This is a genomic window from Paenibacillus aquistagni, assembly GCF_900177815.1.
GTDB classification, from domain to species: Bacteria; Bacillota; Bacilli; order Paenibacillales; family Paenibacillaceae; genus Paenibacillus_B; species Paenibacillus_B aquistagni.
On sequence record NZ_FXAZ01000001.1, the window covers coordinates 364,042 to 379,339 of the forward strand.

The 15,298-nt window shown below is 47.3% G+C and carries 18 protein-coding genes; 17 read left to right on the forward strand and 1 reads right to left on the reverse strand.

The genetic code is table 11. The annotated features are described in order from the left end of the window. The first annotated feature begins 420 nt into the window (after nt 1-420). A complete protein-coding gene (locus B9Y93_RS24455; protein WP_176228821.1) occupies nt 421-963 on the forward strand; it encodes a hypothetical protein in 543 nt (180 codons plus the stop codon). Between the two features lie 90 nt (nt 964-1,053). On the opposite strand, the gene B9Y93_RS01625 is transcribed toward B9Y93_RS24455, so the two are convergent. Continuing rightward, nucleotides 1,054-1,791, reverse strand: a complete 738-nt coding sequence (locus B9Y93_RS01625) for an alpha/beta hydrolase (RefSeq protein WP_176228822.1) — start codon at nt 1,789-1,791, stop codon at nt 1,054-1,056. Between the two features lie 164 nt (nt 1,792-1,955). Between B9Y93_RS01625 and B9Y93_RS01630 the strand changes: the two genes are divergently transcribed. The 16 genes from B9Y93_RS01630 (at nt 1,956) to recO (ending at nt 14,987) form a co-directional block, all read left to right on the forward strand. Further along, a complete protein-coding gene (locus B9Y93_RS01630) occupies nt 1,956-2,309 on the forward strand; it encodes a histidine triad nucleotide-binding protein (protein WP_085492614.1) in 354 nt (117 codons plus the stop codon). A gap of 177 nt (nt 2,310-2,486) precedes the next feature. Further along, the gene (gene rpsU, locus B9Y93_RS01635; RefSeq protein ID WP_005547957.1) at nt 2,487-2,660 is read left to right on the forward strand and encodes a 30S ribosomal protein S21; all 174 of its coding nucleotides are present in this window, start codon (nt 2,487-2,489) and stop codon (nt 2,658-2,660) included. A gap of 14 nt (nt 2,661-2,674) precedes the next feature. Then, nucleotides 2,675-3,118, forward strand: coding sequence for a GatB/YqeY domain-containing protein (locus tag B9Y93_RS01640; RefSeq protein WP_085492615.1), 444 nt, complete (start codon nt 2,675-2,677; stop codon nt 3,116-3,118). A 290-nt stretch (nt 3,119-3,408) separates the two neighbouring features. Then, a complete protein-coding gene (locus B9Y93_RS01645) occupies nt 3,409-4,797 on the forward strand; it encodes an NfeD family protein (protein WP_244903263.1) in 1,389 nt (462 codons plus the stop codon). Between the two features lie 84 nt (nt 4,798-4,881). After that, nucleotides 4,882-5,871: a flotillin-like protein FloA gene (gene floA / locus B9Y93_RS01650; RefSeq protein WP_085493918.1), complete on the forward strand. Its 990-nt coding sequence runs from the start codon at nt 4,882-4,884 to the stop codon at nt 5,869-5,871. A 10-nt stretch (nt 5,872-5,881) separates the two neighbouring features. Further along, entirely contained in the window at nt 5,882-6,358 is a 477-nt protein-coding gene (locus B9Y93_RS01655) for a hypothetical protein (protein ID WP_085492616.1), read from the forward strand. Between the two features lie 144 nt (nt 6,359-6,502). Beyond that, the gene (gene yqfC / locus B9Y93_RS01660; protein WP_085492617.1) at nt 6,503-6,799 is read left to right on the forward strand and encodes a sporulation protein YqfC; all 297 of its coding nucleotides are present in this window, start codon (nt 6,503-6,505) and stop codon (nt 6,797-6,799) included. After that, the gene (gene yqfD, locus B9Y93_RS01665; protein ID WP_244903264.1) at nt 6,796-8,004 is read left to right on the forward strand and encodes a sporulation protein YqfD; all 1,209 of its coding nucleotides are present in this window, start codon (nt 6,796-6,798) and stop codon (nt 8,002-8,004) included. The genes yqfC and yqfD overlap by 4 nt, the downstream gene beginning before the upstream one ends. Before the next feature lie 5 nt (nt 8,005-8,009). Then, nucleotides 8,010-8,978: a PhoH family protein gene (locus B9Y93_RS01670; protein ID WP_085492619.1), complete on the forward strand. Its 969-nt coding sequence runs from the start codon at nt 8,010-8,012 to the stop codon at nt 8,976-8,978. Between the two features lie 15 nt (nt 8,979-8,993). After that, entirely contained in the window at nt 8,994-11,375 is a 2,382-nt protein-coding gene (locus B9Y93_RS01675; RefSeq protein WP_085492620.1) for an HD family phosphohydrolase, read from the forward strand. A gap of 16 nt (nt 11,376-11,391) precedes the next feature. Further along, nucleotides 11,392-11,889 carry an rRNA maturation RNase YbeY gene (ybeY, locus tag B9Y93_RS01680; RefSeq protein ID WP_085492621.1) on the forward strand — a complete coding sequence of 166 codons (498 nt, stop codon included), beginning with the start codon at nt 11,392-11,394 and terminating at the stop codon, nt 11,887-11,889. Continuing rightward, the gene (locus B9Y93_RS01685) at nt 11,889-12,263 is read left to right on the forward strand and encodes a diacylglycerol kinase family protein (RefSeq protein ID WP_176228823.1); all 375 of its coding nucleotides are present in this window, start codon (nt 11,889-11,891) and stop codon (nt 12,261-12,263) included. Before ybeY ends, B9Y93_RS01685 begins: the two co-directional genes overlap by 1 nt. A gap of 38 nt (nt 12,264-12,301) precedes the next feature. Then, nucleotides 12,302-12,724 carry a cytidine deaminase gene (gene cdd / locus B9Y93_RS01690; RefSeq protein ID WP_085492623.1) on the forward strand — a complete coding sequence of 141 codons (423 nt, stop codon included), beginning with the start codon at nt 12,302-12,304 and terminating at the stop codon, nt 12,722-12,724. 161 nt (nt 12,725-12,885) lie between these two features. Further along, entirely contained in the window at nt 12,886-13,794 is a 909-nt protein-coding gene (era, locus tag B9Y93_RS01695; RefSeq protein ID WP_085492624.1) for a GTPase Era, read from the forward strand. A gap of 160 nt (nt 13,795-13,954) precedes the next feature. Further along, nucleotides 13,955-14,095: a YqzL family protein gene (locus tag B9Y93_RS01700; RefSeq protein WP_085492625.1), complete on the forward strand. Its 141-nt coding sequence runs from the start codon at nt 13,955-13,957 to the stop codon at nt 14,093-14,095. Nucleotides 14,096-14,129: 34 nt separating this feature from the next. Beyond that, nucleotides 14,130-14,987, forward strand: coding sequence for a DNA repair protein RecO (gene recO / locus B9Y93_RS01705; RefSeq protein WP_085492626.1), 858 nt, complete (start codon nt 14,130-14,132; stop codon nt 14,985-14,987). The last annotated feature ends 311 nt before the right edge of the window (nt 14,988-15,298 follow it).

Consider the following 15,298-nt stretch of genomic DNA (forward strand, 5'->3'; position numbering starts at 1 on the left):
GCTAGCAGCTGTATCGAATGGAGCTGTAGAAGGTAAACCCATTCCTGTTGAAGGATCATCGAGAGTCAGTGCAGCCATATATTCTATTATTCTGAGCCTTTTTAGAGTGACAGATTGATAGAGCTGCTAGCAGGTTGGTCCTTCAACGATTAATAAACTAGCATGTGTCGGTATGAATAATATCACAGTAACAGTTTCAAGACACTGTTATAATACAGATGCCGACATCTTATGGATGGCACCTCGATGATCGTATTGATTCTACAAATGGATGTACAACGAAGCTTGTAGAATCAATACGCTCACAGCGCATTTGTCGCTGCCTGTGTACAACAGGAACGAGGTGTCTTTTTTTTGTCACCGATTGGCTCTGGGCGAATACCATGTACCAAGTGAGCTTTAAGTAATGAGGAGGCCAACATGGATCACGCAAATCAAATGGGTCAATCGCCAGTGACAGCAGCAGGCCAGGTACAAGTGCCAGCAACTTTGCCAGCAGAGGTGCCTGCTAAGAAGAACATGCCAAGCGAGCAGTCCCAAAAGCAGGGCTCGCATGCAGATGCCATGCATCATTTGTGCAAAAATCATATGCATCACTATGTTCAGCTTCATACCCAAGACAATCAAGTGTACTCAGGCATTATTACGTACGTTGATGATCAATATGTGCATCTGTCTCCGCCTATGCCGGCTCCTGGGATGATGGGAATGCAGCAGCATTCGTACAACTGCATGCCAATGGATTGTGCCATGCCTCGTGCATATCATGGCGGGTATGGCGGTTATGGTGGCTATCATGGAGGGCCATATGGCAGGCCTAGACCGCCTTATTATGGCGGCGGCTATGGATACGGCGGTTATGGCTATGGAGGATACCCTGGGTATGGGTACGGTTATGGCGGGTACAGTCCAATCATCTTGCCCTTGGCCACGCTTGTAGCCTTATCGCTGCTGCCTTGGTAATGCAGATCTATACGATTATAAGCGAAGGGTGAGTCATTCCTCCTTCGCTTATTTTTCTTATCATATGGCGGAGAATTACAATGTAAACCGTTACGGGCTAAGTAGGGAGATCCATGCGGCTATAGCCTCTGCTGTCTCCTTCCACTGATCTTCTTTGGAAATATCCGCAGTCGCATCCCCTTTTTGAAAACCGTAGTCTCCAAACTGGGCGTGGTTGCCCCCTTCAATAATATGCTCGGTTGCAGATGGGGGAAGCAGGCTCCATTTCTCTTGATAACTCTTGAGATTGAGCACTTGGTCCTTGGAACCGTAGATCGACAATGCGTGAAGAGAGGTATTGGACAGATCATCATTGGCATAGGCAGCGAGCAGAATCAGGCCATCGAATTGATCTGCATGCTTGCCTGCATACGAAGCGGCCATTGCGCCCCCTAAGGAGTGCCCAGCGATAAAAGTAGCGGAAGACTTCGGGATATCATCAAGGATATCCTTCGCTTTATTGATGCCAAGCACAGCTAAGTTCAACGGCATTTTGACAATATAGGTATTGATGTGATGACTCGCTAGCTCTTTGGCAAGCGGCGCGTAGCTTTCAGGCTCAACAAGTGCTCCAGGATAGAAGATGATGCTGGCCTTTGGCGATTTTGGCACCTCAAATGAAATATGTGTAGATGAATTCGTTACCGATACATTAGCTGTACTTCCAAGCGCTTCAATCGCTTCTGATTCCGCGTGATAGGGGGTTAGGTATACATACAGGCCGATGCCGCCTCCAACGAGGATTATCAGCAAAAGGAAAGACAGGATGCTCCGTCTTCTATGCTTCATCGTCATACGCTCCTTCTTAGGTGTATAGAATCATCGGTTCTCCTCACTTTAGCGCAAGCGAATGGTCAATATCAAGTTGACCCCTTTGATCAGGATTGGACGAGGCTTCTGTTTTTGGTTATGATACTAATACTAGTGTTACATATCGATGGAGGGATCATTACATGGATTGTATTTTTTGCAAAATCGTAGAAGGGTCGCTCCCTTCCAAAAAGGTATATGAATGCGATCAGGTTGTAGCATTTGAGGACATTCAGCCTAAGGCGCCTGTTCATGTTCTTATTATTCCCAAGCAGCATATCCCTACAATGAATGACGTGGAAGGCGAGGAACAGTTTCAATTGATCGCCAAGATTCATGAAGTGGCACAGGTGGTTGCTCAGAAGCTCGGTATTGCCGACAGCGGCTATCGGTTAGTGAATAATTGTGGGAAGGACAGTGGCCAAATTGTATTCCACATCCATTACCATTTATTGGGTGGGGAGTCACTTGGCGACTTAGTAGGTCCAAAGGCCTGAGTAACGCGTGTTTTTTGAGCTTGAAAATGCAACAAATGCAACGCTTGCCATGAACAATTGTTTACAGTGAACGATGCAAGGTTGACACTGGATTTCCCTTTCACATATAATGTAGTTTGATGAACCGTGTAACCGTGTTTTTTTCTTGGACGGTCTGGTCGGAGGGAGGGAAAACTGGTGTCTGAAACTAAAGTTCGCAAAAATGAGACTATCGATGCGGCTCTTCGTCGCTTTAAGCGCTCCATCGCAAAAGACGGGGTCTTGGCAGAGGTTAAGAAGCGTAAGCACTACGAAAAGCCAAGCGTCAAGCGCAAGAAAAAGTCCGAGGCTGCTCGTAAGAGAAAGTTTTAGGAGGATAAGCACCAATGGATCTTAGCCAACGATTGAACGAAGATATGAAGCAAGCGATGAAAAGTCAAAACAAGTTCAAACTCTCCACCATCCGGATGATACGTTCGGCAGTCAAGAATGTTGAGATAGATCTTAAGAGAACTTTGAATGACGATGAAGTGCTTGATATTCTGAGTCGTGAAATCAAACAGCGGAAAGATGCCCTCCAAGAGTTCGAGAAAGCGAATCGAGTCGATCTTGCGGATAATGTAAAAGCAGAAATTGACATCTTGTCGGAATACCTTCCTGCTCAACTTTCCGAAGAAGAAATAAAAGCTATTGTACAAGGGACCATCCAAGAAACCGGTGCTTCTTCGAAGTCCGATATGGGTAAGGTTATGGCTGCTCTCATGCCTAAGGTCAAGGGACGTGCCGACGGCAAACTTGTCAATGCTATTGTTCAACAGTATCTGCAGTAAACCGAAAAGCGCAAACAGGAACGTTTATCAGGTCCATAATGGACAAAGCTTTCCTGACAAAAAATATAAGCATGGTTTATACATCGATGTTATAAACACTTATATTTTAGGAAGCACTCCTTATTTTAAGGGGTGCTTTTTCTATTGGGATGAAAATGAGGGCTAGGATTCAAATAATAAGAGAAACTACGAAAAACGATGAAACGCAAGGGATAGGAGTTACGTATAATCCCATATAATGAAATGAAGAACCTGATAGTCGGGTAAAGACGTTCGGAGGAGGTACTTTTGTGAGACAACAGCATACGAAGTCCATGAGCTCTATTGTAATCGCTGTCTTCATGCTGTTCGCCTTAGGTCTGACAGTAATTGCAGGAATGCCGAACCTTCCTGCAGCAGCTGCGGAATCGGTTAAGGCTACAACGAGTCAAGGCGATATTGTAGTTGTCGTTCCATTGGAAGGGGAGGTTAATCCGGTTCGCTATTCGTTCATGAAGCGCTCATTTGAGGAAGCGATGGCGATGGGAGCGGATACCGTTATTATTGAGATGAATACCCCTGGAGGACTGCTGAAGAGTGCGGAGGATATTGGAAAATTAATCTCTGACAGTCCAATGAAGACCGTGGTATATATTCATGACAAGGCGGCTTCGGCTGGCAGCTATATCGCGCTAAGCGCAGATCAAATTGCCATGTCAAGAGGCGCTGCAATTGGTTCAGCTGCGCTGGTCGATGTAAATCACAAGTTGATTGATGACCCCAAGACCAATGCCTTTTGGATTAGTCTTATGACAGGGGCGGCTGAAAAAAATGGTCGCGATGGAGACATCGCACGTGCTATGGTGGATGTAAAAGCAGAAATTGAATTGAAAAGCTTGAACAAAGTGAAGCCAGCTGGTGAGGTGCTTTCCTTAAACTCCAGCGAGGCCATTCAAGCAGGTTATGCCGAATTTGAAGCATCCTCAATCAGCGACCTGTTGAACAAGATGAATCTGAATGAGGCGCTCAGCACTACCATCGAGATGAAGACGACGGAGAAGATTGCTGAGTTTTTGAACCAGCCTGTCATTCAGACGATTTTGCTGTTCTTAGGTATTGCGGGCGTGGCTATTGAATTGATCGTGCCAGGCTTTGGGATTCCAGGGCTTGTAGGGATGATTGGATTCGGTCTTTATTTCTTCGGCTCTTATGTGGCCGGCCTTGCGGGGGTGGAGACCATTATACTGTTTGGAATCGGATTAATTCTGCTGGTGCTGGAATTGTTCATACCTAGCTTTGGAATATTAGGACTGCTTGGTTCAGCAAGCTTAATTGGCGGTGTTGTGAGGGCAGCCTATGATACGTCCAATGCGCTGGTGTCTCTAAGCATCGCCTTTGTGGCAGCGGTTGTTGTGGTTGTGATTGTCGGTTATATCTTCAAGCACAAGGGCATCTGGAATCGATTCATACTAAGAGACAAGATGACAACCGAGGAAGGCTATGTGTCCAATCGCAATGACCTTGAACTGCTTGGGCTTGAAGGTGAGGCGTTAACGACTTTGCGCCCTGCTGGAGTCGCCAGTATTGGCGAGAAGAAGCTTGATGTCGTTACCGATGGTGCTTTCCTGCAAAAAGGAACCAAGGTAAAGGTAATCAAAGTGGAAGGATCAAGGATTGTTGTTCGAGCAATCGAGGAATAATGAGTTCTAGGGTGTGCCTTGCCACTCCTTCTTTTGGGAGTATAAGGAAGATAGATGAAATTGAAAATGGAGGTTGTGCTCAATATGGATCCAAGTATTATTACATTTTTACTGATTGCTGCAGTCGTTATTATCGTACTCAGCGTATTTTTCAGCTTCTTCCCGGTGATGCTGTGGATTAGTGCGATCGCTGCGGGCGTTCGTATTGGCATTATTACGCTTGTGGCGATGCGTCTGCGTCGTGTAACACCAAGCCGTATCGTGAATCCCTTAATCAAGGCTACGAAAGCAGGCCTTGGCCTTAACATCAACCAGCTTGAGAGCCATTATCTGGCTGGCGGTAATGTTGACCGTGTTGTAAATGCATTGATTGCGGCACAGCGTGCTAACATCAATTTGGAATTTGAACGTGCTGCTGCGATCGACCTAGCAGGTCGTGACGTGCTTCAAGCCGTACAAATGAGCGTTAACCCGCGTGTTATTGAGACACCAATTGTCGCTGCCATGGCGAAGAACGGGATTGAGGTTAAGGTTCGTGCGCGTGTAACGGTGCGTGCCAATATTGATCGACTCGTCGGTGGTGCGGGTGAAGAGACGATAATTGCCCGTGTCGGCGAAGGTATCGTCACAACTGTAGGTAGCTCGGAATCGCATAAGGATGTATTAGAGAACCCTGATATGATCTCTCGTACTGTATTGGGTAAAGGTTTAGATGCAGGAACGGCTTTCGAAATTCTATCGATTGATGTAGCGGATGTGGATGTAGGCAAGAACATCGGCGCAAATCTGCAAACAGAGCAAGCAGAAGCAGATAAGCGAATCGCACAAGCGAAGGCAGAAGAACGCCGTGCAATGGCCGTAGCGCAAGAACAAGAGATGAGAGCTCGTGTTATCGAGATGAGAGCTCGCGTTGTCGAAGCGGAATCGCAAGTGCCGCTTGCAATGGCTGAAGCGTTAAAAACAGGAAATATAGGCGTTATGGACTATATGAACTTCAAGAACATTGAAGCTGATACGCATATGCGCGATTCGATTGGCGACAACAAAGGCAACGATACCAAATCGGAAAGCTAGGCGATAAGCCATGGATAAACTTTTTGAGATTATTTTCAGCAATCCCATTATTATGATTGCGATCATTGGCGGCCTATTCTCGCTGCTTGGCAAGAGCGGCAAGAAAAGAACAAACGGCATGCCTACCTTTGGCGGCAATTCAACCAGAAGTGACACACAGACTTCCAGCCCGAATGCATCTGAAGATGATGAGCTCATCACCTCTACCTTCTCCACAATGGCGGAGGAACGGGAAGAAGGGCGAGGTGGAATGGCGTATTCGTCGGATCCTTATTCGCTGGATTACGCTTCACAAGTAGAGACTGCAAGCAGCAGAATGGCTCCCCCTGCTCCTAAGGAGATGGAGACAGACAGCTATCAGCTCAATGTGAAGCGAGAGGAAGGCGGAAGGATATCTGCCGAACAGGCACGGCAAGGTGTTATTTGGGCCGAGATTCTGGGGCCGCCTCGAGCAAAGCGCCCTTATGGCCGTCGACCAATCAAATAGAACTCAATCGTAGAGAAGCTCTAATTTCTGTTTGGCATCCGTGATGTCATCAGGAATTAGAGCTTTTTTTGTCTATCTCAAGCCTTCATAAAGCTGTCATCTGTCGCATAAGTTGTAAAGTACAGGAAGGGGGCCTTATCTCACATGAGCCGCTTCACTCGCAAAGTACGCCAATGGACGGCGCAACTGTTCGATCTGCCGCAGGAGATGATGTTAGAAGTGCCCCGGCTTTCCATGATCGGCAATCGACAATTGTTTATTGAGAATCACCGCGGAGTGATCCATTTTTCAAGTGAACTTATGCGTCTTGCGCTATCAGCGGGAGAACTTGAGGTTCGTGGACAAAATCTCGTAATCAAAGGAATTTGGACAGAGGAAGTATTTATAGAAGGCGATATCCTGGAAGTTAAGCTACATGGAATGGAGGGGCAATGGTCGTGAAACCACCTGCTACAGCCAAATGGCGCGGTTATGTGCGAATCGCTGTTCGCGGCAAGCATACGGAGCAATTGATCAATGAGTTGTACACGCAAGAAATCTCAATATGGGACATCAGCCGTTTAGGTGAGGATCAGGTTAGTATGATGTTGATGCTGCCGGATTTCTTCCGGCTTCGTCCGCTTCTGCGGCGGACAGGCTGTAGAGTGCATGTGTTGGAGCGATACGGCCTTCCATTCTCGCTGAGGCAATTAAGCAAGCGGTCATTCTTTGCATCAGGGCTATTGCTGTTCTTGCTCGGATTGTACATGCTGTCTTCACTCGTATGGACAATTGAAGTGAAAGGAAATGAACGCATCCATACCGAGCAAATTCTGGAGGCTGCCAAGAAAGAAGGCGTATTTCCATTTCAGTGGTCTTTTCGTCTTAAGAAAATGGACGAGATCTCCAAAGAAATTCATGCACAATTGCCTGATGCTACATGGATCGGCGTCTCGAAGCAGGGGACGAAGATTATGATTCATGTAGTGGAATCCGCCGTTCCTGATTCGAAGAAGCTTGTGAACCCAAGGAATCTGGTCGCCAAGGTGGATGCTGTCGTCACGCAGATCATTGCTTCTCAAGGCAAAGCCGTTGTACGGCCCAACACGCGTGTCAAAAAAGGGAATGTGCTGATATCGGGTATCATTGGATCAACAGATATGCCTCGAATCGTGCCTGCCCAAGGAACTGTCAAAGGTCTTGTGTGGCATGAATACAACATCAGCGTCCCATTTTTAACGAAGGAAAAGACCTTCACAGGAGCGTATAAGGAGCGCCAATATATCCAACTAGGAGATAGAAGGCTTCAAGTAAGCGGGTATGGCGGAATCGAGTTCGCCAATTATGAGATTATAGAAGAGGAAGAACAGGCAGGAGTCAGCAGGATCAAGCTTCCAATTAAGTGGGTGCATGAGAAGATTATGGAAGTGGCGGAAGTGGCAAAAGAGCGAAGCGAGGACGAAGCGGTGCGGGTAGGGCTTGAACAGGCACATGCTGATATCGCTGCCAAATATGGCGGAGATTCTCGAATTGTAACGGAAAAAATTTTGCATCAGAAGGCGGACAATGGTAAAGTGAATCTAAAGGTGCTGTTTGAAGTCGAGCAGTCCATTGCGGTGGAACAGCCAATTGTTTCAGCACCAGAAGACTTAAGGCAAGGAGACTGAGGTTTTTGTCGCAACCATACACTGCTAAACTTGCATTACTGAACGCTGCAGAAGGTCTCGCTGTATTTGGACCGCAGGATAAGTTTCTCCGGCTCATTCAGAGCCGTACAGACGCGAAGTTAACATCCCGTGAAGCGGAAATCGCGATTGCTGGGGAGATGGAAGAAGTAGAGAAGTACAGGCAGCTGTTTGAAGTGCTGCTGGAATTGGTTCGCAATAACATCGTGTTGTCGGAGCGAGACATTATGTATGCACTTGAGCTCGCTCAGGAATGGAAGACAGAAGAATTGCTGGACCTGTTCAAAGGAGAGATTGCCACGACTTATCGGGGCAAGCCCATTCGGGTCAAAACGATCGGCCAGCGTCATTATGTTTCTACAATCAATAAGAAAGATATCGTATTCGGCATTGGACCCGCAGGTACGGGCAAGACGTACTTGGCCGTCGTACTTGCAGTCGCTGCTTTGAAAGAGAGCGCCGTTAAGCGCATTGTTCTAACAAGGCCTGCTGTTGAGGCAGGGGAAAACCTGGGCTTTCTGCCAGGGGACCTGCAAGAGAAGGTCGATCCTTATTTGCGGCCGCTTTATGATGCCTTATACGATGTTATGGGACCTGATCAGACGGCGAAGGCGCTAGAACGAGGCTTGATCGAAATTGCACCTCTTGCTTATATGCGTGGGCGAACATTAGATGATGCATTCATTATTCTGGACGAAGCGCAGAATACGACCCCAGAGCAGATGAAGATGTTTTTGACTCGGCTTGGATTTGGATCCAAGATGGTCATAACAGGGGACGTTACGCAAATTGACTTGCCTAGAGGCAACAGCTCGGGTCTTGTAGAGTCAGCTCGCATTCTAAAAGACATCGAGGAGATTGGAATGGTGCATTTTGCCGAGCAGGATGTTGTTCGTCATTCCTTAGTACAGAAGATTATTATGGCTTACCAAAAGGAAAGCGAAAACCAAGAATAGAGAGGAATGTTCTCTATGCTGCAAGCACATCATTCCGGCAACGGAAGTGAGAAGACACCTGTCCAGAAGGCAGGGTGGAAATATAGCATTGGTGTAAGAGTTATTATTTTTATATGTCTGGGCGTTCTGTTCTATTTTGGAATGTCTGGAAGCGTATTGCCGGAGAAATTCGATATTGAAGTTGGACATAAGAGCGAGAAGGATATCGTGTCGCCAAAGCAGATTGAAGATAAAAAGGCGACATTGAAGGCGCAGGAGGAAGCGGTTGAAGCCATTTCCCCGATTTATCCTATTGTATCGATTCGTCAGGAGAAGCTCATTGATGACATTTTTTCACGAATAGAAGATATCAATAAGGACGATCTCATCTCTTTTTCTGAGAAGGTGGACTTATTTCGGCGTGTCATCCCGCAGATGTTCGAGGATCACGTCAGTAAATTTGTTCGTGACAGCCGCAACAATGATACATACTCCGCCACACTGCTTGATGAGATTGCCAAGCGTGTGAGTGAGCAGGCTTATCAAATTCCAGAAGAGACGTATATTAAGATTGCTCGCTTGACGCCAGAGGACGTGCAGGAGATGCGCCCTGTGGGAAGAGAGATCGTCGGCAAGCTTATGAGCGACTCGGTGCTCGATGCAAGCGGTGCGCGTACAAAGGTTGCCGAGCACGTGAATGCCAGCAGCCTCTCTAAGCGCTCGTCGCGCGAGGTAGTCCAAGAGCTTGTGCGGCTGTCCATTACGCCGAACAAATTCTTTGATGCTGAAGCAACGCAGCTTGCGAAGGATGAAGCGCGAGAAAAGACGCCTGTTGTCTACATCAAGCAGGGAGATGTCATCGTAAAGCGCGGACAAGTCATTACACAAGAAACGTACGATCTCTTGAAGGCAAACGATCTTCTTAAGACAGAAGTGAACTTATGGCCGCAGTTCGGCCTTCTGGTGCTCTCCCTTCTGTTCACGTTTGCCATCTATATGTACATTCGCCAGAACAGCCTGCACCGATTCAAGTACAATAATACGCAGCTGCTTATGCTGGCATTGATCTTCGGGATTGAGATCGTGCTGTACACGATTGTGGCGGCTGCCCAATCTGCCACAGTACATTACGTAGGCTTTTTGGCGCCAGCAGCGTTAGGCGTTATTTTAGTTACGCTGCTGCTTGATGTGTCTGCCGCGTATGTATCTGCAATCGTATTGAGCTTGGCGGGCAGCATCATCTTGAATCGCCAGCAGGATATTTTGTTTGATTTTAACTACGGACTCTTGAGCCTGGTGGTGTCCTTCGCCGCAATCTTTGCGCTAAGCCGTGCCAGCCAGCGATCTACGATTATCAAGTCCTGCATGATGGTCTGCATCTTCGGTGCGGGCTCCGTATTTGTGCTGTCGATCCTGCAGGATGGCTTGATGACGAGTCGAGAGACATTGTTCGCTGCGGGCTTTGCCTTTGCGAGCGGACTGGTTACAGCTGTGCTGGTGCTTGGCCTTATGCCATTTTTTGAGGCAACCTTCGGCATCCTGTCGGCGCTTAAGCTGGTTGAACTGTCGAGTCCGAATCAGCCGCTCCTGCGCAAGCTGTTGACAGAGACTCCGGGTACTTATCATCACAGCGTGATGGTCGGCAACTTGGCCGAACAGGCCGCTGAGGCGATAGGGGCTAACGGACTGCTCTGCCGTGTGGGTGCCTTCTATCATGATATCGGCAAGACGAAGCGTCCAAGTTACTTTATCGAGAATCAAACCAATATGGACAATCCACATGACTTTATCGATCCTGATCTCAGTGCGTCCATCATTACGGCGCATGCGCGTGATGGAGCGGAAATGCTGAAGGAGTACAAGATTCCGAAGCCAATCCGAGATATCGCTGAGCAGCATCATGGAACGTCCTTCTTGAAGTTTTTCTATTTCAAGGCACTGAAGCTTGCTGAGCAAGAAGGTGTGGAGCCTAGCTTTACAGAAGATGATTTCCGTTATCCCGGACCTAAGGCGCAATCTAAGGAAGCGGCCATTGTAGGGATCGCCGACAGTGTCGAGGCTGCTGTTCGTTCCCTTCGCCATCCAACCGTGGATCAGATTGAGTCCATGATCCAGAAGATCATTCGTGATAAGCTGGAAGACAACCAATTCAATGAATGTGATCTCACGATGAGAGAGCTTGATAGCATCGCTCATTCTTTGAAGGAGACCGTTATGGGCATATTCCACTCAAGAATTGAGTATCCGGACATGGTGAAGGATAAAGCAAGCAAGCCGCAAGGGATTCAAGAGCCGAAGCCGAGCCAACAAGGAACAGCTCAGTCTAAATCGCAGGACAACGTGGATTCAGTTTCCTCGTCTGCGCCATCCGAAGCCTCGGATATTTCCGAGAAAAAGGATTCCAACAGTAAAGAATAGTGAGGCGAAAGATGCGATGAGTGTAACGCTTGAATGGAATAACGAACAGGATAAATACCCTATATCTCCAGGATTGATCGCAAAGCTTGAGGAATTGCTGCAAGAGGCAGCAAAGCTTGAGTCAGTGACAGAAGGAGAGGTTGCACTTACCTTCGTAGACAATGAAGACATTCATGAATTGAATCGTGATTATCGAGGCATTGACCGTCCGACAGACGTATTATCCTTTGCTCAGCACGAATCGACTGATGAGGAATTGGATATTCTGTATGAAGTAGAGGATGAATCAGAGCTTGCTCAAATCGGCGATATGCTGGGAGATATAATCATCTCCGTCGAACGCGCTCAAGAACAGGCTGAAGAATTCGGACATTCCATCGAACGAGAGCTTGGATTCTTGTTCGTTCATGGATTTTTGCATTTGCTTGGCTATGACCATCAGGATGAGGCTAGTGAAAAAGTCATGATGGACAAGCAGGAACTGGTGCTCCAGAAGATTGGATTAACCAGATAATGAAGCGGCCTTGGCGAGATACATTCTATGTTGCTGTAGAAGGCATTGTCTATGCTTTTAACACCCAGCGCAATATGAAAGTTCATGCCATCATCACGTTTATGGTGATCCTTCTTGGCATTGTGGCCAGGCTTTCATGGATGGAATGGCTGTGGATCATGGCAGCGATAGCAATGGTGTTTGCTATGGAGCTGATGAATACAGCGGTAGAAGCTGTTGTTGATCTTGTGATGCCAGACCCTCATCCGCTGGCTAAGATTGCTAAAGACACCGCCGCGGGTGCAGTATTTATCACGGCGGTGTTTGCCGTCCTTGTAGGTGTGGTCATATTCGCTAAGCCGCTTTTTTATATTGCACGAACCATGCTACTCTGACTTAAAAGGATATTTATTCTTCCTAGGAGGCTACGCTTATGAATGGACAACAATTGATGGAGCAAGCGAAGCAAGCTCGTGAGAAAGCCTACACTCCTTATTCCCAATTTAAGGTAGGTGCGGCCCTGCTGGATGAAAGTGGACATGTGCATGCAGGCTGCAATGTGGAAAATGCTGCTTACGGACCGACGAATTGCGCAGAACGAACCGCGCTGTTCCGTGCCATAGCGGATGGATGCGAGGCTCGAAGCTTCAAAGCTATTGCGGTGATCGGGGATACTGCGACTCCGATTACGCCATGTGGTGTATGCAGACAGGTGCTGATTGAGCTGTGCGATCCTAAGATGCCTGTTTATATGGGGAACCTAAAGGGAGATTTTGTAGAGACTACGGTTGGAGCGCTGCTTCCTGGAGCATTTGATCAGGACAGTTTGGAAAGCGATCCGGCTCGTCAAGCATAAATGTAAATAAGAAGAACTTGTGGGCGCCCGTTATCGTCGAGGAAGACAAGGGGCGCCTCTTGCATGTATGATAAGGAATATATGATATACACCGAATATATGATATACACCTCGCAGCTAAGAGTTGGTTTGAAATCATTCGAAGAGGAGATTAATGATAGATGGAGCAACCAAAACATTCGTTTAAATCAGGATTTGTGGCAATAGTGGGCAGACCTAATGTAGGGAAATCAACGCTAATGAATCATGTCATTGGTCAGAAGATCGCCATTATGTCCGACAAGCCGCAAACCACTAGAAATAAAATCCATGGTGTGTATACAACCGACACGACACAGATTGTATTTCTGGATACGCCAGGTATTCATAAGAGAAAATCCAAGCTTGGCGATTACATGAATCAAACGGCTTTGAACACCTTGAATGAGGTGGAGGCAATTTTATTTCTCGTTGACGTAAGTACTGGACTCGGCGGAGGTGACCGCTTCGTCATCGAACAGCTCAAGAAAGTAAACACGCCGGTTATCCTTGTCATGAATAAGATTGATCAAGTGCATACCGATGCGCTACCGGCTATGATCCAGACGTATCATGAGCTGCATGAATTTGCTGCCATCGTGCCAATATCGGCCCTTACGGGCAATAATGTGGATCGACTGTTAGACGTAATTACTACGTATCTGCCTGAGGGACCACAGTATTATCCAAATGATCAAATTACGGATCATCCAGAGCAATTTGTCGTGGCAGAGCTTATTCGGGAGAAGATTCTTCAGAATACGCGTGAAGAGATTCCCCATTCCATTGCCGTTGCGATAGAAGACATGAAGGTACAGGACAATGGGGTTGTCTACATTGCTGCGGTTATTTATGTGGAGCGCGATTCGCAAAAGGGGATTATTATCGGCAAAAAAGGAGCGCTGCTTAAGGAAGTCGGCAAGCAGGCGCGAGCTGATATCGAAGCGCTGCTTGGCTCTAAGACCTTTATGGAGCTGTGGGTTAAGGTGAAGAAGGATTGGCGCAATCAAGACCGGGTCCTTCGCGATCTTGGCTTTAGACATGATGCTTAATCGTTAAGCTCAGTCCGACCTTCTACTAACAGAATCGAATAGGTAATGTCAAGTGCCTGGGCTCGCAAACACTCAGCCAATTATTGCAACGGATATTCCCCCTTTGATGGAAACATCATAAATCTATGACGAAGTCATTTTACAAGAGGGGGATTTACGTATGCGTGATTTCTCGTGGAACGTGTTTGCAATGACTGGTGATGTGGATGCTTATATACTGTATTCGCATATTCGAAACCTGGACGAGCCGACAGAGCTTGAAGTGGAAGAACAAGAAACGCTAGAGCAGACCGTAGAGTGAATATGGCTTGTCGCATGGGAGGCGAAGGCGAAGGATGCTGTATCGGGTTGAGGGTATTGTCATCCGCAGTATGGACTATGGGGAAGGCAACAAAATCATTACACTGTGCACCAAATCGCATGGGAAGATGGGCGTATTGGTCCGAGGTGCGAAGAAGGTGCGCAGTCGCCATGCTGCGGCGACTCAATTATTTACATATGGCGAATATGTTTTTTTTCGAGGCATGGGTCAGATCGGCACGTTGAATGGATGTGAAATTCTAGAATCCCATCATGAGATCAGGGAGCAGCTCCATGCCGCTGCATACGCCTCTTATGCAGTTGAGCTTGTCGACAGGGCGTTGCAGGATGAAGAGGCAGGAGGATATATGTTTGAGCAGCTTCTTGCCTATCTTCAAGGCTTGTGCGAGGGCAAAGATGAGCAAGTTATGACGCATCTTTTCGAGATGAAGCTGTGTCAGGCTGTTGGTGTGGCGCCTGAGCTTAATAGCTGCGTGTGCTGCGGTCGGAACGATCAGCTGGTCTCTTTTGGCTGGAGGCTCGGGGGAGCTGTGTGCTCCACCTGCCGCAAAAGGGAGCATTCACAGTACCTGTCGCCGCTGCCTATATTGAAGCTGCTGCAGGTATTTGCTCATACAGATCTCCGAAGAGTCGGAAATGTGAAGGTAAAGCCCGAGACCAAGCAATTCCTTCGCACCTGCATGCGCGGGTACATGGATACGCATGTAGGTGTTCGCTGCAAATCCACAAGCTTTATCGAGCAGATGGAGAAATATGACCTTGCTCCGCCGAAGGTGCAGGAGAAGCCAGAGCAGCATACTGAAAAGCTTGAAGAGCAAGTACAAGATGATGCGAAGCTCGCTTGGAATCAAGATATTAAACTTGACGAATGATTATACATTCGCTATGATATCATTTATAGCTTTACAAGATTATAGCCTTGCTATGATGAAGAAAGTAATTGGTTGCAGTTCGCAATAAGCGATTCAGGGATGGTGGAAGCCTGAACGAACGGACGAATGAAAGGGCACTTCGGAGCAGGATTATTGAAGAAAGTGGATGGATTCATGATAGGGCTTCTTGTTAGGGAAGCATCCTTTCGGAATGTATCAAGTAGGGTGGAACCGCGGGAGACAACCTCTCGTCCCTACGTCTGGCATCAGGCGTAAGGACGGGGGTTTTTTGTGCTTTAAGATAAAGGGTA